General features: G+C 63.6%; 22 protein-coding genes. 11 read left to right on the top strand and 11 right to left on the bottom strand.

The annotated features are described in order from the left end of the window. Positions 1-16 precede the first annotated feature (16 nt). The 3 genes from BRA471DRAFT_RS24110 to BRA471DRAFT_RS24100 all read left to right on the top strand — a co-directional run bounded on the left by BRA471DRAFT_RS24110 (position 17) and on the right by BRA471DRAFT_RS24100 (position 2,059). Positions 17-850, top strand: a complete 834-nt coding sequence (locus BRA471DRAFT_RS24110; protein WP_007611916.1) for a LysR family transcriptional regulator — start codon at positions 17-19, stop codon at positions 848-850. Positions 851-957: 107 nt separating this feature from the next. Next, a complete protein-coding gene (gene lepB, locus BRA471DRAFT_RS24105; protein WP_007611915.1) occupies positions 958-1,704 on the top strand; it encodes a signal peptidase I in 747 nt (248 codons plus the stop codon). Between the two features lie 67 nt (positions 1,705-1,771). Further along, positions 1,772-2,059, top strand: coding sequence for a GIY-YIG nuclease family protein (locus tag BRA471DRAFT_RS24100; protein ID WP_007611914.1), 288 nt, complete (start codon positions 1,772-1,774; stop codon positions 2,057-2,059). Positions 2,060-2,177: 118 nt separating this feature from the next. On the opposite strand, the gene groL is transcribed toward BRA471DRAFT_RS24100, so the two are convergent. Both groL and BRA471DRAFT_RS24090 read right to left on the bottom strand, forming a co-directional pair. Further along, the gene (gene groL, locus BRA471DRAFT_RS24095; protein ID WP_007602475.1) at positions 2,178-3,818 is read right to left on the bottom strand and encodes a chaperonin GroEL; all 1,641 of its coding nucleotides are present in this window, start codon (positions 3,816-3,818) and stop codon (positions 2,178-2,180) included. A 44-nt stretch (positions 3,819-3,862) separates the two neighbouring features. Then, complete coding sequence (locus tag BRA471DRAFT_RS24090; RefSeq protein WP_007611913.1) at positions 3,863-4,177, bottom strand: co-chaperone GroES; 315 nt, start codon at positions 4,175-4,177, stop codon at positions 3,863-3,865. 374 nt (positions 4,178-4,551) lie between these two features. On the opposite strand from BRA471DRAFT_RS24090, the gene BRA471DRAFT_RS24085 reads away from it, so the two are divergent. Continuing rightward, positions 4,552-4,839 carry an usg protein gene (locus tag BRA471DRAFT_RS24085; protein ID WP_007611911.1) on the top strand — a complete coding sequence of 96 codons (288 nt, stop codon included), beginning with the start codon at positions 4,552-4,554 and terminating at the stop codon, positions 4,837-4,839. 153 nt (positions 4,840-4,992) lie between these two features. Beyond that, a complete protein-coding gene (locus tag BRA471DRAFT_RS24080; RefSeq protein WP_007611910.1) occupies positions 4,993-5,532 on the top strand; it encodes a cupin domain-containing protein in 540 nt (179 codons plus the stop codon). A gap of 12 nt (positions 5,533-5,544) precedes the next feature. On the opposite strand, the gene BRA471DRAFT_RS24075 is transcribed toward BRA471DRAFT_RS24080, so the two are convergent. Together BRA471DRAFT_RS24075 and BRA471DRAFT_RS24070 are read right to left on the bottom strand one after the other, a co-directional pair. Further along, a complete protein-coding gene (locus BRA471DRAFT_RS24075) occupies positions 5,545-7,671 on the bottom strand; it encodes a tetratricopeptide repeat protein (protein ID WP_007611909.1) in 2,127 nt (708 codons plus the stop codon). Positions 7,672-7,774: 103 nt separating this feature from the next. After that, complete coding sequence (locus BRA471DRAFT_RS24070; protein ID WP_007611908.1) at positions 7,775-9,025, bottom strand: NupC/NupG family nucleoside CNT transporter; 1,251 nt, start codon at positions 9,023-9,025, stop codon at positions 7,775-7,777. A gap of 158 nt (positions 9,026-9,183) precedes the next feature. Between BRA471DRAFT_RS24070 and BRA471DRAFT_RS24065 the strand changes: the two genes are divergently transcribed. Further along, positions 9,184-10,422 (top strand): MFS transporter, encoded by a 1,239-nt coding sequence (locus BRA471DRAFT_RS24065; protein ID WP_007611905.1) that lies wholly within the window; start codon positions 9,184-9,186, stop codon positions 10,420-10,422. Positions 10,423-10,592: 170 nt separating this feature from the next. On the opposite strand, the gene BRA471DRAFT_RS24060 is transcribed toward BRA471DRAFT_RS24065, so the two are convergent. The 5 genes from BRA471DRAFT_RS24060 to BRA471DRAFT_RS24040 form a co-directional block, all read right to left on the bottom strand. Continuing rightward, a complete protein-coding gene (locus tag BRA471DRAFT_RS24060) occupies positions 10,593-11,351 on the bottom strand; it encodes an SDR family oxidoreductase (RefSeq protein WP_007611904.1) in 759 nt (252 codons plus the stop codon). Positions 11,352-11,377: 26 nt separating this feature from the next. After that, complete coding sequence (locus BRA471DRAFT_RS24055; protein ID WP_007611902.1) at positions 11,378-12,136, bottom strand: proteasome-type protease; 759 nt, start codon at positions 12,134-12,136, stop codon at positions 11,378-11,380. 123 nt (positions 12,137-12,259) lie between these two features. Further along, positions 12,260-13,108, bottom strand: coding sequence for a transglutaminase family protein (locus tag BRA471DRAFT_RS24050; RefSeq protein WP_007611900.1), 849 nt, complete (start codon positions 13,106-13,108; stop codon positions 12,260-12,262). A 109-nt stretch (positions 13,109-13,217) separates the two neighbouring features. Next, positions 13,218-14,162, bottom strand: coding sequence for an alpha-E domain-containing protein (locus BRA471DRAFT_RS24045; RefSeq protein WP_007611898.1), 945 nt, complete (start codon positions 14,160-14,162; stop codon positions 13,218-13,220). A gap of 4 nt (positions 14,163-14,166) precedes the next feature. Beyond that, complete coding sequence (locus tag BRA471DRAFT_RS24040) at positions 14,167-15,585, bottom strand: circularly permuted type 2 ATP-grasp protein (RefSeq protein WP_007611895.1); 1,419 nt, start codon at positions 15,583-15,585, stop codon at positions 14,167-14,169. 277 nt (positions 15,586-15,862) lie between these two features. Between BRA471DRAFT_RS24040 and BRA471DRAFT_RS24035 the strand changes: the two genes are divergently transcribed. The 3 genes from BRA471DRAFT_RS24035 (at position 15,863) to BRA471DRAFT_RS24025 (ending at position 17,889) form a co-directional block, all read left to right on the top strand. Next, entirely contained in the window at positions 15,863-16,600 is a 738-nt protein-coding gene (locus BRA471DRAFT_RS24035) for a molybdopterin-binding protein (RefSeq protein WP_007611894.1), read from the top strand. Between the two features lie 36 nt (positions 16,601-16,636). Beyond that, a complete protein-coding gene (gene gpt / locus BRA471DRAFT_RS24030) occupies positions 16,637-17,164 on the top strand; it encodes a xanthine phosphoribosyltransferase (protein WP_007611893.1) in 528 nt (175 codons plus the stop codon). 107 nt (positions 17,165-17,271) lie between these two features. After that, complete coding sequence (locus tag BRA471DRAFT_RS24025) at positions 17,272-17,889, top strand: hypothetical protein (protein ID WP_007611892.1); 618 nt, start codon at positions 17,272-17,274, stop codon at positions 17,887-17,889. On the opposite strand, the gene BRA471DRAFT_RS24020 is transcribed toward BRA471DRAFT_RS24025, so the two are convergent. Continuing rightward, a complete protein-coding gene (locus BRA471DRAFT_RS24020) occupies positions 17,886-18,113 on the bottom strand; it encodes a hypothetical protein (protein ID WP_035975104.1) in 228 nt (75 codons plus the stop codon). The genes BRA471DRAFT_RS24025 and BRA471DRAFT_RS24020 overlap by 4 nt on opposite strands. A gap of 4 nt (positions 18,114-18,117) precedes the next feature. Beyond that, complete coding sequence (locus BRA471DRAFT_RS24015; protein WP_007611891.1) at positions 18,118-19,140, bottom strand: methionine synthase; 1,023 nt, start codon at positions 19,138-19,140, stop codon at positions 18,118-18,120. Between the two features lie 110 nt (positions 19,141-19,250). Between BRA471DRAFT_RS24015 and BRA471DRAFT_RS24010 the strand changes: the two genes are divergently transcribed. Next, a complete protein-coding gene (locus BRA471DRAFT_RS24010) occupies positions 19,251-19,856 on the top strand; it encodes a 2-hydroxychromene-2-carboxylate isomerase (RefSeq protein ID WP_007611889.1) in 606 nt (201 codons plus the stop codon). After that, positions 19,856-20,833 carry an NADPH:quinone oxidoreductase family protein gene (locus BRA471DRAFT_RS24005; protein WP_007611888.1) on the top strand — a complete coding sequence of 326 codons (978 nt, stop codon included), beginning with the start codon at positions 19,856-19,858 and terminating at the stop codon, positions 20,831-20,833. The genes BRA471DRAFT_RS24010 and BRA471DRAFT_RS24005 overlap by 1 nt, the downstream gene beginning before the upstream one ends. The last annotated feature ends 3 nt before the right edge of the window (positions 20,834-20,836 follow it).

Below are 20,836 nucleotides of genomic sequence, written 5' to 3'. Positions count from 1 at the left end.
TGCTAGGCTCGTTGCCATGAACTGGGACGATCTGCGCATCATCGCCGCGGTCAGGGACGAGGGCACCTATGCCGGCGCCAGCGCGCGGCTGCGCATCGACGAGACCACCGTCGGCCGCAGGCTCGCACGCATCCAGCGCGATCTCGGCGTGCCGCTGTTCGATGCGGTGGACGGCCAGCGCCGGCCGACGCGGAGTTGCGAGGCGGTGCTGGCGCATGTCGAAGCGATGGCCGCACATGCCGCCGAGATCGGTCGCGTCGGCGAGAGTCTGGCAGGCCCGGTGGGACGCCTGCGTATCGCCTCCACCAACACGGTCGCCGAGGAGGTTCTGTCGCCGCGCGCGAGCGACTTCCTGCGCGCCAATCCCGGCCTGACGCTGCAATTCCTCACCTCGAGCGAGAACGTCAAGTTCTCGCGGTGGGAAGCCGATCTCGCTATCCGGCTGCGCAAGCCCGACAAGGGCGACTTCGCGATCTCCAGGCTCGGTGACGTCAAGCTCTATTATTTCGAGCCTGTCGCGACCGAGGGCGAGCCGGTGCTGTGCGCCTATCCGGACGAACTCGGTGCCATTCCCGAGATGCAGTTCCTGCGCATGAAGCAAGCCCACGCGCGCTGCGTTACCGACAACGTTCGCGTCATCCGCAACCTGATCCGCGCGCATCAGGCCGCCGGCGTGTTGCCGGAGCATGTCTGCGCGGACTTGCTCGGCGATCGCCGCCTGCGCGCCACGCTGCTGCCTGGGCGCCGCGACGTCTGGCTGCTGGTGCAGAACCATCTCAAGCGCGATCCGGCGACGCGGCTCACCATTGAATGGATCCGCCGCTGCTTCAGCGATCTCGCGCGTGGCTGACTGCGGCGTGAACGCGAGCCGCGCGCGGCGCGACCAAGTTATGGGATTGCGCGCGCGCAAAGGTTGCGTAATCTCGCGACGACTACGGGCTTGATCAGGGCAGGCGCATGACCACTCTTCAGGAAACCATCCACCCGCAGGCCAAAGTGCGGGAATGGAAGGCGATCGTCATCCTGATCCTCCTGATCCCGGTGCTGTGGTCGCCGCCGTTCCTGTTTCGCATCTTCCTGTTTCAGCCGTTCAACATCCCGTCCGGCTCAATGACGCCGACGCTGGTCGTCGGCGACTACGTCTTTGCCGCAAAATATGCCTATGGCTATGGCCGCTATTCGTTTCCCTTCGCGCCGTCATGGATCTCCGGGCGTGTCCGGGCCGCCGAGCCCGAGTATGGCGACGTCGTCGTGTTCCGGACGCCAAAGGACACCTCCGTCGACTATGTCAAGCGCGTGGTCGGGCTGCCCGGTGATCGCATCCAGATGCGGCAGGGCCAACTCATCCTCAACGACCGCCCGGTGACGCGCGTTGCCCTGAAGGCGGTGGTGGCCGGCTCCACCTGCGGCGTGGATGACGGTGCGAAGGCCAAGCGCTGGCGCGAGACGCTGCCGAACGGCGCCTCCTACGTCACGCAGGACTGCATCGACAACGGCTACTACGACAACACCGACGTCTACACCGTGCCGCCAGGCCATTTCTTCGCGCTCGGCGACAATCGCGACAACTCGAGCGACAGCCGCGTGATGTCGTCGATCGGATTCGTGCCGATGGACAATCTGGTCGGCAAGGTGACGCGGATAATCTGGTCGCTCGACCAACACGGCGAGCCACACATGGAGCGGCTGGGGAAGGTGTGGTGATTCGAGTTCGTCATTCCGGGGCGGCACGAAGTGCCGAGCTCGGAATCCATAACCCCAGGCGGGCGTGATGGCCTACTACGTCTACATCCTTGCAAGTAGGAAGTACGGCACGCTCTATATTGGAGTAACCAACGATCTCGTGCGTCGCGTGTACGAGCACTGGACTAAAGCCGTTCCCGGCTTCACAACGAAGTACGGCGTCAAAAAGCTCGTCCTGTTCGAGATCTTCGACAACGCCGTAACTGCCATTGCCCGCGAGAAAGAGCTCAAGAAGTGGCGACGCGACTGGAAGACGCGGCTGATCGAGGAGCAAAACCCGAACTGGGATGATCTCTATCCCGGGATAGCGAACTGAGGCTCGTGGTTATGGATTCCGGGCTCGCGCTTCGCGCGCCCCGGAATGACACCGAATAACAAAAACCCCGGCATCGCTGCCGGGGTTTCGCATTTTGTCGTTTGCCAGAATGGCTGGATCAGAAATCCATGCCGCCCATGCCGCCGCCCGGGGGCATCGCCGGACCGGCGCCGCCCTTCTTGGGCAGCTCGGCGACCATGGCTTCCGTGGTGATCAGGAGAGCCGCAACCGAGGCTGCGTTCTGGATCGCGGTACGGACCACCTTGGTCGGGTCGATGATGCCCTTCTTGACGAGGTCGACATATTCGCCGGTCTGGGAGTCGAAGCCGTAGGCGTACGACTTGTTCTCGAGGACCTTGCCGACGATGACGGAGCCGTCTTCACCGGCGTTGATCGCGATCTGGCGAGCGGGCGCGGAGAGCGCCTTGCGCACGATCTCGACGCCGGTCTTCTGGTCGTCGTTCTTGGTGCGCAGGCCCTTGAGCTGCTCGGAGGCACGGAGCAGGGCGACGCCGCCGCCCGGGACGATACCTTCCTCGACCGCGGCGCGGGTCGCATGCATCGCGTCATCAACGCGATCCTTGCGCTCCTTCACCTCGACCTCGGTCGCGCCGCCGACGCGGATCACCGCGACGCCGCCCGCGAGCTTGGCAAGACGCTCCTGGAGCTTCTCGCGATCGTAGTCCGAGGTGGTTTCCTCGATCTGCGCCTTGATCTGAGCCACGCGCGCTTCGATGTCGGCCTTCTTGCCGGCGCCGTTGACGATCGTGGTGTTCTCCTTGTCGATCATCACCTTCTTGGCGCGACCGAGCATGTTGAGCGTGACGTTCTCGAGCTTGATGCCGAGATCTTCCGAGATCGCCTGGCCACCGGTCAGGATCGCGATGTCCTGCAGCATGGCCTTGCGGCGATCACCGAAGCCCGGAGCCTTGACGGCAGCGACCTTCAGGCCGCCACGCAGACGGTTCACGACCAGGGTCGCAAGCGCTTCGCCTTCGACGTCCTCTGCGACGATGACCAGCGGCTTGCCGGTCTGCACCACGGCCTCGAGCAGCGGCAGCAGCTCGTTCAGCGAGGAGAGCTTCTTCTCGTTGATGAGGATGTAGGCGTCGTCCATCTCAACGCGCATCTTGTCGGCGTTGGTGACGAAGTAGGGCGAGATGTAGCCGCGGTCGAACTGCATGCCCTCGACGACGTCGAGTTCGGTCTCGAGCGACTTGGCTTCCTCGACGGTGATGACACCCTCGTTGCCGACCTTCTTCATGGCGTCGGCGAGGAACTTGCCGATCTCTGCGTCACCGTTGGCCGAGATGGTGCCGACCTGGGCGATCTCGTCGTTCGAGGTGACCTTCTTGGAGTTCTTGACGAGGTCCGCAACGACGGCTTCGACCGCGAGGTCGATACCGCGCTTCAGATCCATCGGGTTCATGCCGGCGGCAACCGACTTGGCGCCTTCGCGCACGATCGCCTGGGCCAGCACGGTGGCGGTGGTGGTGCCGTCGCCGGCCGCGTCAGCGGACTTCGAAGCGACTTCGCGCACCATCTGTGCGCCCATGTTCTCGAACTTGTCCTCGAGCTCGATCTCCTTGGCGACGGTGACGCCGTCCTTGGTGATGCGGGGAGCGCCGAACGACTTGTCGAGCACGACGTTGCGGCCCTTCGGACCGAGCGTGACCTTCACCGCGTTGGCGAGAATGTCGACGCCGCGAAGCATCTTGTCGCGCGCATCGACGGAGAATTTGACTTCTTTAGCTGCCATCTGGATTTTTTCCTTAGGTGTTTAACTGGATGAGAGAGGGGCTCTTAGGCCGCCTTCTTCTTGGAAGCGGGGACGTCGAGGACGCCCATGATGTCGCTTTCCTTCATGATCAGCAGGTCGACGTTGTCGATCTTGACCTCGGTGCCGGACCACTTGCCGAACAGCACGCGGTCGCCGACCTTCAGGTCGATCGGGATCAGCTTGCCAGCTTCGTCGCGGCCACCCGGGCCGACGGCGACGATCTCGCCCTGCGAGGGCTTTTCCTTCGCCGTGTCGGGAATGATGATGCCGCCAGCGGTCTTCTCTTCTGCGTCGATGCGCTTGACCACGACGCGGTCGTGAAGCGGACGGAAATTCATGCAGTTCTCCTAAGCTTTTGCACGAGTTGGGAATTTTGGATTGTTAGCAGTCTGTGCCGGCGAGTGCTAGCACAGGCACAGCTGAGATAAGGCAGGATTTTGGCGGGAGCAAGGGCTTGTAGCAGAAAAATAGCACTCGGAAGCGCCGCCTGCCAAAATCTCTTTCCATCGTTAATCGCGCTCGGCGCCCGTATTAGCACGGGGCCATATCTGCTGCTAACGCGTTGAATTTCAACAGCTTGTTAAACTTTTGGGCTTGAGATGGATTGTCAGTTTGCGTCACATTTCTCTCATGTGAGCGCATCAGCAGCGGGTGGCTCTTAAGGCGCACCGGAAAGCCACCCCTTGAATGCGCTCCTGCAAAGGAGGTTGGCATGGGCTTGCGGAGTGGAGCCGTTTCGGACGATTTCCGGAAACAGCTGCTGGGTTACGGAATGACGACCGCGCAGATTCTCTATCGGATGCCGGATCATCCCTCACTGCTCCAGACTTACGTCTGGCAGGATTATGACATGTTTCCGAAATTTCCGGCGCTGAAGGATTTCCTGGCGTTCTGGCAGGAAAAGCTCGACGGACCGCTTCACTCGGTGACAGTGGCGCATTCCAAGCTGATCAAGCCGGCCGAGTTGCGTGCGGTGGACGGCGTGTTCCGGCTGCATTGAAGGCGAGCGCGGGGCTGTAGGTGGGTTAGCGTCAGCGTAACCCACCATGCTTCAACGGTTGCGGAAAGAAGTGGTGGGTACGTTAGCGCTAACCCACCCTGCGGTTTCGCATTCTGTGCTAGCCTCTCCCCATAACAACAGGGGAGACCGCCCATGGCCAAGAAAGCAAAATCGCGTAGCGCATCGCAGGCGGCGGTGAAGAAGCGAAGCGGGGCCAAACCCGCCGCACGATCCTCGGCGCGCAAGGCGGTGAAGGCGAAAGCTCGCGCGACACCGGCAAAGTCATCCGTCAAGAAACCGGCGCGCCCCAAGCAGCGCATTGCGATCAGCCATCACCGCGAGGAAGACTTCAAGGCCGACGGTCTGCGCACCTACGCGAAGTATCGCGATCTCGGCATCGCCGCCGCGAGCCACGGCCTCGCGCAGGCGCACGTGATCCGGCTGCAAGGCCCTTGCAATCCGGACGAGGTGTCGAAGCTGCACTTCCACGACGTCGAATTCCAGATGGTCTACGTGCTCAAGGGCTGGGTGAAGACCTATATGGACGGAGAGGGCGAGACGCTGATGAAACAAGGCAGCGCCTGGACCCAGCCGCCGAAGATCAAGCACATGATCCTGGACTATTCGGACGACGTCGAGCTGCTGGAGGTGATCCTGCCGGCGGAGTTCAGGACCGTGGAGTTGAAGGCGTAGGCGAGGCGGAGATCAGCCGCCGTCGTTGCAATAGCGTTTCCACATCGCGCGATAGGCATCGTCCACCGCTCGCGCGTATGAGACGGGGTTGCCGGCCGCGGCAGCCCTGATCTGTCCGGGCAGTTCGCCGCGCAACTTATCGAGCTCGCCGATCTGCAACCCACGGCTCGCTGCGATTTCGACATAGGCCTCATCGCTATCCGCGACCCACTCCGGCAGGCCCAGCGCGGTGAGGATGGAGCCGGCAGCACGGCTCGGCAGGCTGTGACCCAGCTTCGCCACCACCGGCACGCCCATCTGCAATGCTTCCCACGTGCTGACGCCGCCATTCTGGGGGAATGGGTCGAGGCCAATATCGACGCGATTGAACGCTGCCAGATGTTCGTCTCGTGACGTGGCTCCGAGCAGATCGACGCGTTCGGCCGGCAAACGGCAAGCGGCAAACCGCGCCAGTAGATTGTCGCGGACCAGCTGAGCATCCAGCGCAGTATCCTTGATCAGCAGTCGCGATCCCGGCACCCGCTCGAGAATCCTGGACCACACTTCCACCGCCTCGTTCGAAATCTTGCTGATGCGGTTGAAGACACCGAATGTGATGAAGCCGTTCGCAATCGCCGGCGTCGGCGCCCGCGCAATCCCGGCCGGCAGCGGCGCCAGCGTCACAAAGCACGGCAGGTCAACGATGGTCTCCGCAAACAGATGTCGAACCGCGACAGGAATCGCGACGGGGTCGGAGAATAGATAATCGATCGTTGGCAGCCCGGTGCCGGTACCATGGCCCCAGCCATGCGCTTGAACAGGTGCAGGCTTGCGCGCAAACACGCCGAGGCGGTTTCCGCTGGTATGGCCGGACAGATCGATCAGGATGTCGACGCCATCGGCGCGGATCTGAGCGGCGAGGCGATCGTCGGACCATTGCGAGGCGTCGCGCCAGCGATCGGCCATTCCCTGAAATTCGCGGGTCGTCGCATCCGTTTTCACTGAACACGCGTAGCAGACGATCTCGAATCGTGCCCGATCGTGGTGCTGCAGGACCGGCTTGAAAATGAACGCCGCCGAATGTGCGTGAAAATCCGACGAGACATAACCCAGTACCAGACGGCGATCCGGATCTCGGCTGTTCTCATGCGGTGCCGCCGCTGCCGAGGCGATCTTCGCACCGATCTGCTCCCACCATACATGTCGCGCTTGCTGATGCTGCGCAACGCTGGCGTCGGCGATAAAATCGAGGGTGAATATCTTGCTCGAGATCGTGCTCTGATCAGGCTCGATGTCGATAGCTCTGTCGAAACTGGCGAGGGCTTCGTCGACCCGGCCAAGTGCCGCGAGACATTGTCCGAGCAGGCTGTGGGCCTGAGAGAAGCCGGGATCGGTCGCTAGAGCCTTCTCGCAATCGGATAATGCTTCGGCAACTTGCCGGGTCAGGAGCAAGATACTGGCCCGCCGGAGCCATCCATTCGCGTCGTCGGGTGCAAGCGCGATTGCGCGATTGCAATCCGCCATGGCTTCGTCAAATCGCTGAAGTTCTCGCAAGGCAACGGCGCGGGTCGACAGCGCCGAGGCATAGTCAGGCTTGATCGATAGCGCGCGGTTTAAGCTTGCGATAGCCTCGTCATAGGCGCGCACACGGCAGAGCGCCCAACCACGGCCGTTATGGGCTTCGGAAAGTTTTCCGTCGATTGCGAGCGCCTTGTCGTAGCTCTCGAGCGCTTCCTGGTAAAGCTCCAGGGCCGCGCTCGCGTTACCGAGATTAGACAAAGCCAAGGCGTAGTTGGGTCGCAAGGCGAGGGCCTTTCGATAGCTCTCGCGGGCCTCGTTGTGACGTTTTAGCCCGTTGAGCGCGACGCCCAGGCTCGTATGAGCTTCGGCAGATCGCGGATCCACGGCAACCGCTCGGCTCAGCAGAACTTGCGCTTGCCGATAGTTTTTGGCTTCAGACTCCAAGGCGCCCAGCAAATGCAGCGCTATGAATTGGTTGGGCGCGAGCTCCAGGAGTTCGCGATAGACCGTCTTGGCCTCGCGGAGAAGTCCTGCCTTATGCAGCTGGAGGGCGCCCGCTAGCAACGGCCCCACCTCTGCTTTTTGCCGTTTCTGAAGCCGCGAGTTTTGAAATGCCCGCTGGCCGACGCTGTCGCTCATGAATCAATTCCACCCGAATCTCCCGACGAGATTAACATGGAAGGATTGTCCGGATTGCGCTGCGCCCCATCGGAGCGACGAGGACGCCAGCCTCACACAAGCTTCACGTCAGCACCCCCACCACCGCGCCCATCAAACACGTCGTCAGCGTCCCCGACACGATCGACTTCAGGCCCAGCGCGTTGATTTCCTCGCGCCGTTCCGGCGCCATCACGCCGAGACCGCCGATCATGATGCCGAGACTGGCGAAATTGGCGAAGCCGCACATCGCATAGAGCATGATCAGGCGCGAGCGTGGATCGAGCGTGCCGGGCGGCAGCTTCGAGAAGTCGACATAGGCGATCAGCTCGTTCAGCACGGTTTTCGTGCCCATCAGGCTGCCGGCAGTGATCGCCTGGTCCCACGGCAATCCCATCAGCCAGCACACCGGCGCCATCATGAGGCCGAGCAGGCGCTGCAACGAGATCGCGGCGCCGCCGATATCAGGCAGCAGGCCGAGGATCGCATTGACGAGGTAGACCAGCGCCACCAGCACCAGCAGCATGGCGACGATGTTGATCAGCAGCTCGATCCCCGCGCCGGTCCCTTTCACGACCGCATCCATCGTGCCGGAGACTTCCATGTCGGGATCTTCCAGTGCGCCGCCGGTGCGCTTGTCGGATGTCTCGGGCACCATGATGAGGCTGACCAGGATCGCGGCCGGCGCGCCCAGCACCGAGGCGATGACGAAATGCGCCGCTGCGTCGGGAATGAGGGGAGCAAGGAGCGTCGCATACAGCACAAGCACCGTGCCGGCGATGCCGGCCATGCCGCCGGTCATTACCAGGAATAACTCGCTGCGGGTCATCCGCGCGAGATAAGGCCGCACGAACAGCGGCGCCTCGACCATGCCGAGAAAGATGTTGGCGGCGGTCGAGAGTCCGACCGCGCCGCCGACGCCGAGCGTCCGCTCCAGCAGCCAGGCCATGCCGCGCACGATCGGCGGCAGCACGCGCCAATAGAACAAGAGCGTCGTCAGCACGCTCATGACCAGCACGATCGGCAGCGCCTGGAACGCCAGGACGAAATCGGCACCCGGTGCTTTCAGGTCGAAGGGCAGGGGACCGCCGCCGACATAGCCGAATACGAAGGAGGAGCCGGCGCGCGAGGCCGCCGAGATCGCGCCCACGGCGTCGTTGATGGCACCGAAGGCGCGCGCGACGATTGGCACCTTCAGGAGAACGATCGCGGTGACGAAGGTGGCGACGAGGCCGATCGCCGCCTGGCGCAGCGAGGCCGCGCGGCGATTCTCGCTCAGTGCCAGGGCGATCAACAGCAATGCGAAAACGCCGAGTGCCGATTGCAGCCGCAGCATGATGCCCCCAAACCCCGATGATTATGGCCACCCCTGCGTTGCAAACGCAATGCCGGGAGATTGGCGGGGCGTCACGCTGTTGACAAGCAGGTCCGCGTCAGCCACGCGGAGCACGTCGACATCAGGAGCCGGATAGTCCGAGCGTGACCGAAGAGGCGATGCCAGACCAGCCAATATCGGGAAACCCGCCGGTCAGTGCCCGCGCGCTCCTCTCCCATCGCGCCTTCCTGTTCTTCCTGCTCTCGCGCAGCCTGTCGCGTTTTTCCAGCCAGATCGCGGCGGTCGCGATCGGCTGGCAGATCTACGACCTCACCGGCTCGGCCTTCGACCTCGGCATGGTCGGTCTCGTGCAGTTCTTGCCCACGGCGCTGCTGGTGTTCGTCGCCGGCCATGCCGCCGATCGCTACGAGCGCAAGCGCGTGGTTCAGCTCTGCCAGTTGGTGGAGGCGGCGACCGCGCTCTACCTCGGCGTCATCACCTATCTCGGCTTGGTCAGCGAAGTTCAGATTTTCGTGGCAACCTTCGTGCTCGGCATTGCCGGAGCCTTCGAAAGTCCGACCACTGCCGCGCTGCTGCCGGCGATTGCGCCGCAGGGCTCGCTCCAGCGCGCCACCGCTGTCTCCAGTGGTGCGGCGCAGGTCGCGACCATTACAGGGCCGGCGCTCGGCGGTTTTGCCTACGCGGTCGCGCCGCATCTCGCCTACACCGTGATGGTGCTGTTCTGGATCTTTGGGATGATCTTGACTGGCTTCATCCGCCCGCGCCCGCAGGCGATCGCCAAGGATATGGCGGGCGCCGACAATATCTTCGCCGGCGTCCGTTTCATCCGCAGCAATCCGGCGATCCTCGGCACCATCTCGCTCGATCTGTTCGCGGTGCTGTTCGGCGGCGTCACCGCGCTTCTGCCGATCTATGCCCGAGATATCCTCCAGACCGGCCCGATGGGGCTCGGGATCCTGCGCGCCGCGCCGGCGGTCGGCGCGCTGCTGATGACCCTGGTGCTGGCCCGTCACGCCATTTCGCGGCATGTGGGCCTGCGCATGTTTCAGGCCGTGATCGTGTTCGGCGTCGCAACCATCGTGTTCGCACTGTCGTCCTGGATGTGGCTGTCGGTGCTCGCGCTCGCCGTTCTCGGCGCGGCCGATACGATCAGCGTCGTGATCCGCTTCTCGCTGGTGCAGCTCGCGACCCCCGACGAGATGCGCGGCCGGGTCGGTGCGGTGAACTTCCTCTTCATCAATGCCTCCAACCAGCTCGGCCAGTTCGAGAGCGGGGTTGCCGCCGCACTGTTCGGCGTCATGCCGGCAGCCGTGCTGGGCGGCGTCTGCACGGTCGCGGTGGCGCTGCTGTGGATGAAGCTGTTCCCGAGCCTGCGGCAGGTGGAGAGGCTGGAGTAGGAGCAGCAATCCAGAATCTTGCCGCGGTGGTAGTCTGGATTGCTTCGCTGCGCTCGCAATGACGATTGTTGAAGCAGTGCGGAGATTTAGCCGACCTCACGTCCGCTTGCAGAGCGAGGTCGCAACCCCATGCCGCCTACTGTGCATGGGGTTGTTTTCGCGTTTTTGATTCAGCCCCGTCCCACGAACGGCATCTTGGTTGCCATGACGGTCATGGTCAGCACGTTGGCATCGAGCGGCAGGCCGGCCATGTAGGCGACGGCATCGCCGACCGCTTTCGCATCCATGCGCGGCTCCTGCTTCGACGTGCCGTCGGGCTGCAGCACGCCGGGACCGTTGACCATGCGGTCGGTCATGGGCGTTGCGGCATTGCCGATGTCGACCTGGCCGACCGCGATGTCGTACATGCGACCGTCGAGGTTGGACGCCTTGGTGAGGCCGGTGATGGCGTGCTTGGTCGAGGTGTAGGCCGCCGAGAACGGCCGCGGCGCATGCGCCGAGATCGAGCCGTTGTTGATGATGCGGCCGCCGCGCGGGCTCTGGTCCTTCATGATGCGGAAGGCGTGCTGGGTGCACAGGAACGGGCCGGTGAGGTTGGTGTTCACCACCGACTGCCACTGCTCGAGGCTGAGATCCTCGAAATTCACCGGCGGTGCGCCCATGCCGGCATTGTTGAAGAGCACGTCGAGGCGGCCATAGGTGGCCTTCACCTTGTCGAACAGCGCGGCGATCGAGTCCGGCTTAGTCATGTCGGCGGTGACGCAGAGGCTCTTTCCGGCGGGGCCGAGCTTGGCCGTCTCCTCGAGCATATCCGGCCGGCGCCCGACGAGTACCACGGTGAAGCCTGTGTTCATCAGCGCAAGCGACGCCGCGCGCCCGACTCCAGTGCCGGCGCCCGTCACCACCGCGATCTTTTTCGCTTCACTCATCGTTTCCTGCCTTTTCTCTTGAGTTGTCAGGTTTTGGATTCTTTTTCGTTCTTGTAGGGCGGCCGCGGAATGTTCTGATGCGCGGCGCGCAAGGCCGCCGACCAGCGCGAGCGCAAATCGTGGAAATAGGGCTCCCCCGCCTCGATGCGGTGGTTGAGATCGGCCTCGCAGGCGTCGGCGCGCACCACCAGCACGTCGATCGGTAGGCCGACGCCGAGATTCGAGCGCATGGTCGAATCCATCGAGATCAGCCCGGTCTTCAGCGCCTCGTAGAGCTCGACGTCGTAATGCATGGCGCGGTCGAGCACCGGCTTGCCGTATTTGTGTTCGCCGATCTGCAAATAGGGTGTGTCGGTGGTGCATTCGATGAAATTGCCGGCGGTGTAGACCATGAACAGGCGCATGCGCGCGCCGCTGATCTGGCCGCCGAACAGGAAGGACACGTCGAACGACACGTCCTCTGATTTGAGCGCCGGCCCTTCGGTCGTGTGCACGGCCCGGATCGCCCGGCCGATGCGCTGGGCGGCTTGGAACATGGTCGGCGCGTTCATCAGCGTCTCGATCTCACCCGTGTTGGGGTCTTCGAGGCCCTCGGTCAGCGTCGAGAGCACCGACTGGCTGATCGCGAGGTTGCCGGCGCTGGCGATCGCCATGATGCGGTCGCCGGGCTTGGAGAAGATGTGGAGCTTGCGGAAGGTCGAGACGTTGTCGAGGCCGGCATTGGTGCGGGTGTCGGCGATCATCACCAGACCGTCCCGAACCAGAATTCCGCAACAATAGGTCATTTCCTGTCCCCGAACGCGTTTGCGCGGAATTACTAGCCAATTTCAAGGGCCGCTCCAACCCCCGATTGCCGCGGGGCGGCAGGGTGGAAACCGGCCGTGGCTGAGGGGCGCGCGCCGCGCGGCTCAGCTCTGCCGCTGGGACTGCGATTGCGACTGTCCGCCGCGGCCGGCTTGCTCGACCTTGACCGCCACCGAAAGCGTCTCCGCGCCGCCGCCATAGCGGGTGCCGCGCACGGGGGCTGCGCCGAGATAATCGAGCCCGATCGCGACGCGGACATGGGCGTCGGTGGCGCAGATGCTGTTGGCGGGGTCGAAGCCGACCCAGCCGAGGCCGTCGACATAGGCCTCCGCCCAGGCATGGCCCGCGTCCTGATGCACCGTGCCGTCGGAGCGCAGAAAGTGGCCGGAGACGAAGCGCGCCGGCACACCGCCGCTGCGGGCGCAGGCGATGAAGATGTGCGCGTAATCCTGGCAGACGCCGCGCTTGAGCGTGAACGCTTCCGCCGCCGACGTGCCGCTGTTGGTCGGGTCCTCGTCGAAGGTCATGTGATCGCTGATTTGCGTCATGAGCGTGTGCAGGAAGCCGAGCGTGTCGCTCTCGGCCTCGCTGCGCAGCTGGCGCGCGACCGCATTCATCGCCGGATTGACCGTGGTGAGGTCGGTGGCGCGCAAGAACATGCCGGCCGGAAAGCGCTCGTCGGCGCCGCGAAGAACGCCGCCGGTGTCGTGGGTCTCGATCAGGCCCTCGGCGGTGATCTTGATGTCGCCGACGGGTCCGCAGGACAGCACATGGGTGACGTTGCCGAACGCGTCCTCGTGGGTGTCGAGCTTGGTGTCGGTCGACACGTCGATCTGCCACTCCGCCACATATTGCCCGTCATGGCTGCCGGGCGTCATGCGCAGGATCTGGATCACGCTCGTGGCCTGCGGCTCGTAGCGATAGGTCGTGGTGTGCAGGATTCGCAGGCGCATGGGGGACCGTGATTTCTAGGTGGTCATTCCGGGGCGATGCGTCAGCATCGAACCCGGAATCTCGAGATTCCGGGTCTGGTCCTACGGACCATCCCGGAATGACAGAAGATCAGATCAAATACTGCTTCGTGATGATTTCGCCCAGCCTGGAATTGTCCGAGATGAATTCCTGAATGAATTCATGCACGCCATGCTGGAAAATGTCGTTCATATTGCTGTGTTCCAGCCGGTTGCGGATGCCGCGGGCATGGCGCTGGGCCGGGCCCTGGCGGCCATAGGCGACCCCGATCTGATCGAGATTGCGCACCAGATTGCCGTAGCAGCTTGCGAGCGAACGCGGCAGCGAATCGTTGAGGATGAGCAAATCCGCGATCAGCCAGGGTTTCAGCGTCTCGCGATAGACCCAGTGATAGGCCGTCAGCGCCGAGACCGAGCGCAGGATCGAGGTCCACTGGTAGAAATCGAGCGGGCCGCCGACATGCTCTTCCTCGGGCAGCAGCACATGGTATTTCACGTCGAGAATACGCGCGGTGTTGTCGGCGCGTTCGAGATGCAGGCCCATCCGCGAGAACCAGTAGGCGTCGTTGCGCAACATGGTCCGGTAGGCCGAGCCGTCGAAGCGCAACGAGGTCTCCTGCACGAAGCGCAGGAATTTCGCGAGGTCCTCGCGCGTGGAGGTCCCTCTGCTCCAGACCTCCTGCAATTCGATCCAGGCCGAGTTGATGGTGTCCCACATCTCGCTCGTCAGTGCCGTGCGCACCGAGCGCGAATTCAGCCGCGCCGCCTCGATGCAATTCCTGATCGACGACGGATTATCCGCCGAGAACGAGAGATAGTCGACGACGTTGCGCTCGTTGGCTTCTTCATACTGCTGATAGAAGCTGGCGGCGACGCCGGCGGTCAAAAGCGCCGAGTCCCATTCGTTGGTCTTGCCGATATAGGCGGCGGGAAGCGCGGTGACGCGCAGCGTCGCATCGATGGTGCGCGCGAGATACTCGGCCCGTTCGACGTAGCGGGCGAGCCAATAGAGGTTTTCGGCGGTACGCGACAGCATCTCTCTACTCGTCCAGGATCCAGGTATCTTTGGTACCGCCGCCCTGGCTCGAATTCACCACCAGGGAGCCTTCCTTCAGGGCAACGCGTGTCAACCCGCCGGGCACGATCGTGGTGCTCTTGCTGCCAGTGAGCACGAACGGCCGCAGGTCGACGTGGCGCGGCGCGAGGCCGGATGCCGTGCAGGTCGGACAGGTCGAGAGCGCCAGCGTCGGCTGCGCAATGAAGCCTTCGGGCTCGCGCTTGAGCTTTTCGCGGAAAGCCTCGATCGTCGCCTTGGTCGCGGCAGGGCCGATCAGCATGCCGTAGCCGCCGGAGCCGTGCACCTCCTTCACGACGAGTTCGCTCAAATTATCCAGCACATAGGCCAGATCCTTCGGTTCGCGGCAGCGCCAGGTCTGCACGTTCTTCAGAATCGGCTCCTCGCCGAGGTAGAATTTTACGATGTCCGGCATGTAGGAGTAGATCGCCTTGTCGTCGGCGATGCCGGTGCCGACGGCGTTGGCGAGCGTGATGTTGCCTGCCGCATAGGCCGACATCAGCCCGGGCACGCCGAGCGCGGAATCGGGGCGGAAGGTGAGGGGATCGAGGTAGTCGTCGTCGACGCGGCGGTAGATCACGTCGACCCGTTTCACGCCCTCGGTCGTGCGCATGAACACTTCGTTGTTCTTGACGATGAGGTCGCGGCCCTCGACCAGCTCGATACCGAGCTTGTCGGCGAGGAAGGAGTGCTCGTAATAGGCCGAGTTGTAGACGCCCGGCGTGAGCAACGCGACGGTCGGCTCGCCGGAGGCGCTTTGCGGCGCCACAGAGCGAAGAGCGGACAGCAACTCGTCCGGATAGCGTTCGACCGGCGCCACCCTGTGGCGGGCGAACAGGTCCGGAAACAACCGCATCATGATCTCGCGGTTTTCCAGCATGTAGGACACGCCGGAGGGCGTGCGCGCATTGTCCTCCAGCACGATGAAGTCCTCGGAATCGACCCGGACGATGTCGATGCCGGCGATGTGCACGTAGACGTCGTGCGGCACCTGCTGGCCATTCATTTCGGGACGGAAAACCGGGTTCTGAAAGATGAGGTCGTCGGGTACGATCTCGGCGCGGAGGATGTCGCGGCCGTGATAGATGTCGCGCAAGAACATGTTGAGCGCGCGCACGCGCTGCTTCAGGCCCTTCTCCAGCAGCGCCCATTCCTTGCCGGACATGATCCGCGGAATCACGTCGAAGGGAATCAGGCGCTCCGTGGACTCGGAGTCCCCGTAGACCGCGAAGGTAATGCCGATGCGGCGGAAGAGGAGCTCGGCCTCCTGGCGGCGATATTCGAGCGCCTCGGGAGGCGTCTCCTTGAGCCAGCGCGCCAGCTCCTGATAGGCGGGGCGAAGGTCCCCACCGGGAATGTTCATTTCATCAAACGCGACTGCCATAGATCCCGACTTGTCTCCGCAAGGCGTTGCGCCATTCGACAGGTCGCCAGGCCTTGGTGAAGACCGCAACGTCCTGGCCATGCGGCAAGAGTGCATGACTTTCATGCGGTAGCAAGGGCCGGGCCAGCGCGATAAGCATGGGGAGAGGACATTTGCCGGGGATGGCCGGCGGCTTGCCTGAAAAAATGGCTGAGGACTGCTTATTTCGGCAGCAAAACCGCGTGACTTCAACGCGTTACCTCGGCAAAGTCGGGCCGATAGGTGAGGGACTTGAGGTATGAGCGAGATCGTCACGGCGGGCATTCTGGTCATTGGGGACGAAATCCTGTCCGGCCGGACCAAGGACAAGAACATCGGCTTCATCGCCGAATACCTGACCAATATCGGCATCGACCTGAAGGAGGTCCGGGTCGTCTCCGACGACGAGCCCGACATCATTGCGGCGTTGGATGCACTGCGGCATCGCTACACCTATGTCTTCACCACAGGCGGCATCGGGCCGACCCATGACGACATCACCGCTGACAGCGTCGCCAAGGCGTTCGGCGCCGGCATCGACCATCACCCGGAGGTGGTCGCCCGTTTCCGCGAGCGCTGGAGCGAGCAGGACCTCAACGAGGCCCGCCTGCGCATGGCCCGCATTCCCGATGGTGCCGAGCTGATCCAGAGCGCGACCATCCTCGCGCCGGGCTTCAAGATCGGCAATGTCATCGTCATGGCGGGCGTGCCCTCGATCATGCAGGCGATGATGGACATCGTCTCGCCCAAGCTGAAATCGGGCGTGCGCATGCTTTCCGAATCGGTCCGCGCCAATGCGCGGGAGGGCGACATCGGCGGCCCGCTGCGGGCGATTGCCGCTCAACATCCCGACACCATCATCGGCAGCTATCCCTTCATGGATGAAGAGCAGAAGCCGAACACCAATCTGGTGGTGCGCTCGCGCGATGCGGACAAGCTCGCAGCCGCAATGGCGGCGGTGAAGGAAATGCTGGCGGGATTGAACATCACCCGCTAGCAACCTAGCTGCCGGCAGGCGAAGCAGGAGACGAGGATGGCTGGTGAAGCACCGGAACTAAGTGCGGAAGAACGGGCGGGCCGCCCCTTTCCGGTCTCGTGGGACCAGTTCCACCGGGATTGCCGGGCACTGACCTGGCGGCTCAATGAGGTTGGTCCGTTTCATGCGGTGATCGCGATCACCCGCGGCGGCCTTGTGCCGGCGGCGATCGTGGCGCGCGAGCTCGGCGTGCGCGTGATCGATACGGTCTGCATCGCCAGCTACGACCACGACAAGCAGGGCGACCTCAAAGTGCTGAAGGGCATTTCCGAAGACGTGATGAAGCTTGGCGGCGGCACCGGCAAGGGACTCCTGATCGTCGACGACCTCGTCGACACCGGCAAGACCGGCAAGCTGGTGCGTGCGATGATGCCCGACGCGCATTTCGCAACCGTCTACGCCAAGCCGAAGGGACGTCCGCTGGTCGACACCTTCATCACGGAAGTCTCGCAGGACACCTGGATCTTCTTCCCCTGGGACACCGCGCTGTCCTATCACCCGCCGCTTCGCGACGGGGCTGCGTGAGTATCACCGTCATTGCGAGCGCAGCGAAGCAATCCAGAAATGTGTCCGCGGAAACAGTCTGGATTGCTTCGTCGCTTCGCTCCGCGCAATGACGGGCGGAGGCGACCATGCCCCTGCAAAACCGCGTCACGCCGACCGGCGAGATCATTGCCACGCCGCACCGCGGCCTGTTCACCGGCAACCGCGGCATCATCCATGATCCCGCGACGAAGACGCTGTTGAAAAAGCGCTGGTCGTCGCCGGCCTGGATCACCTGCCTGTGCGAATTCCGCGGCTGGCGGCGGCCCGTGATGGCGCGGCGAAGCTGGACCGAGCTGTTCTTTCTCGACGAGGCCACGGCCTTTGCCGCAGGTCACCGGCCCTGCTTTTTCTGCCGCCGCGATGATGCGAAGCGCTTTCGCGCAGCATGGGAGATGGGCAACAATGCCCGCGGCATCAGCGCCAAGGCGATGGATGCCGTACTGCATCGGGAACGACTCGATCGTGCCAAGAAGCGGCTGCACGCGCTGCCGATGCCGCTCGCGGAATTGCCCGACGGCGCGATGGCGCAACAGGGCGATGACTGCTTCCTCGTCGCGCAGGGCAAGGCGCTGCTGTGGTCATCCGCGGGTTACGCCCCGCATTCGAGCGCCCTCGATCATCCGATGTTGCTGACGCCGCCTTCCACGCTGCGCGCGATCATCGCTGGATATCAACCTGTGCTGCATCCGACCGCGCGCAGCTAGCGCAGCGGCTTACCGTTTTCATCCACTGTCGTCCGCGCATCGCGCAACGCCCATTCGCGGATCACTTGGCGGCACCGTGTCAGCTCGGCTTCGCTCGCAACATTCGCATCCTTCGACGCACGCTCCACGATGGCTTTGCAATTGAGCAGCACGGAACGATCCTCTGCATGCGCAGGCAGCGCGAACGCTGCAAGCGCTGCAATGGTGAACGCCAGACGGATCACATCCTCAACCCAGCTTCTCGCGGGCCAGCGCGGCACCGGCGCCGAGCGCCATCAGCTTGGCTTCGGCGATCTCGCGCCGCATCGGCGCCATGCCGCAATTGGTAGTGGCGATGATGTTGCTCTTGGGCACGAATTTCGAAACGGCGTCGATCACCTGCACGACATCCTCGGCGGTCTCGACCGTGTCGCTCGCGACGTCGATCACGCCAGCCTGCACGATCTTGGTCTTGAGCAGGGCGAGCAGGTCGAGCGGCACCTTCGAGTTGCGGCATTCGATCGCGACCTGCTGGATCGGGCTGGCGTCGATCGCGGGAAAGATCTGCTCGTATTGCCGCCATTGCGCGCCGAGCGTTTCCTTCCAGTCGGTGTTGGCCTTGATGCCGTAGCCGTAGCAGATATGCACGGCGGTGGCGCAGGTCAGGCCCTGCGCGGCGCGCTCCAGCGCCTTGATGCCCCAATCGTTGACCTCGTCCATGTAGACGTTGAACGCGGGTTCGTCGAACTGCACGAGATCGACGCCGTCGGCCTGGAGCGCCTTGGCTTCCTCGTTTAGGAGTTCGGCGAACGCAAAGGCCATCTTGACGCGGTCGCCATAGTAGCGATCGGCAATGGTGTCGATGATGGTCATCGGGCCGGGCAGGGTGAATTTCAGCTTCTTTCTCGTGTGCGCGCGGGCGACGCGCGCCTCGTCAGCGTGGACGCGGCTCTTCAGCCGGAGCGGGGCGACGACCTGCGGCACCATCGCCTTGTAGCGATCCTTGCGGATGCCCATCTCGACCTTGTGGGCGAAGTCGATGCCCTCGATCTTCTCCAGGAAACCGTGGACGAAATGCTGCCGGGCCTGCTCGCCCTCGGTGACGATGTCGATGCCGGCATCCTCCTGGACTTTGACGGCAAGCATCGTCGCATCGCGCTTGGCGCGGACGAGCTCCTCGCCCTGCGACTTCCAGGGCGCCCAGAGCATGTTGGGTTCGGCGAGCCATTCCGGCTTCGGCAAGGAGCCGGCGATCGTGGTTGGAAACAGCATGGCGGCCCTCACGGCGGGTTATGATTGCGCCCCTTCCTGCCATGTCTTAACGTCGAGGTACAGAACAACAAAAGTCGCCTCGAAACCGGCGGCGCCGGACGGGAAACGCCATGATCGAATTCTTTTTCGACTGTTCCAGCCCCTGGACCTATCTCGCCTTCCACAACATCCAGCCGCTGGCCAGGGAGGTTGGCGTGGAGATCATCTGGCGGCCGATCCTGGTGGGCGGCATCTTCAATACGGTCAACCCAAGTGTCTATGCGCAGCGTGAGACACCGGTGCCGCTGAAGGCGCGCTACATGAAAAAGGACCTTGCCGACTGGTCGCGCTCGGCCGGTCTCGCGATCAAGATGCCGCCGACGGTGTTTCCGGTAAACAGCGTGAAGGCGATGCGCGGCTGCATCTGGCTCGGGCAGGAAACGGTGCCTTTCGCCACGGCGGTGTTCGAGGCCTATTGGGGCCAAGACAAGGACATCTCGCAGGACGCAGTGCTCGCCGAGATCTGCAGGAAGGTGGGCCTCGACGAGCAGAAATTCTTTGCGGGCATTTCGGGGCAGGGGATTAAGGACCAGCTCAAGGCCAACACCGAAGAGGTCGTCGCCCGCGGCGGTTTTGGGTCGCCGACGATCTTCGTCGGCAAGACCGACATGTATTTCGGCAATGACCGCCTGCCGTTGATCCGCGAGGCTCTGCTGCGCAAGGCGGGCGCGGCCTGATGGTGCGGGCTGTCGTCTGCCGCGCGCTCGGCGCGCCCGAAAAATTGCAGCTCGAAGAGTTTCCGTCGCGCGACCTGAAGCCGGGCCACGTCCGCGTCGCGATCCGTGCCGCTGGCCTGAATTTTCCCGACGTGCTGATGGTGGCCGGCGAATACCAGCTCAAGCCGGAGCTGCCGTTTACGCCGGGGATGGAGGCAGCCGGCGACGTGACCGAGGTTGGCGCAGAGGCGAGAGGCGTCGCCGTCGGCGACAAGGTCATCGTCAAGATGCGGCACGGCGCCTTCGCCGATGAAGCCGTGGTGATGCCGTCGCAGCTCACGCCGATGCCATCGACGTTCGATTATGCGGAAGCTGCGACCTATCTCGCCGGGCACGGCACCGCCTATCATGCGCTGATCGATCGCGGCCGGGTTGCGCCGGGCGAGGTGCTGCTGGTGCATGGCGCCGGCGGGGGCGTCGGCCTTGCTGCCGTGGAGATCGGCAAGATGCTGGGTGCGACCGTGATCGCGACGGCGTCCAGCGACGAAAAGCTCGCGATCGCCAAGGCGCGCGGCGCCGATCATCTCGTGCGCTACGACCGCGAGCCGTTTCGTGACGCTGTCAAGCGCATCACCGACGGTCGCGGTGCCGACGTCGTGTTCGATCCCGTCGGCGGCGAAGTGTTCGAGAATTCGATGCGCTGTATCAACTGGGGCGCTCGGCTGCTGGTGATCGGCTTCACCGGCGGCATCGGCTCGGCGAAAACCAATCTCTTGCTGATCAAGGGCGCGAGCGTGCTCGGCGTGCGCGCGGGCGAAGCGGTACGGAAAAATCCCGCGCTCGGTGAGGTGCGGCTGAAGGCGCTGCTCCAATGGGCAGAGGAGGGCAAGCTGCGGCCCAACGTCTCGCACCGCCTGCCGCTGGAGGAGGTTGCAAAGGCGATGCGGCTGCTGATCGACCGCAAGGCGATTGGGCGGGTCGCGTTGGTGATGGAGTGACCC

Source organism: Bradyrhizobium sp. WSM471 (genome assembly GCF_000244915.1).
In the GTDB taxonomy this organism is placed as follows: domain Bacteria; phylum Pseudomonadota; class Alphaproteobacteria; order Rhizobiales; family Xanthobacteraceae; genus Bradyrhizobium.
The sequence above is the reverse complement of the archived record's forward strand: the minus strand, read 5'-3'. Positions and strand labels throughout refer to the sequence as shown.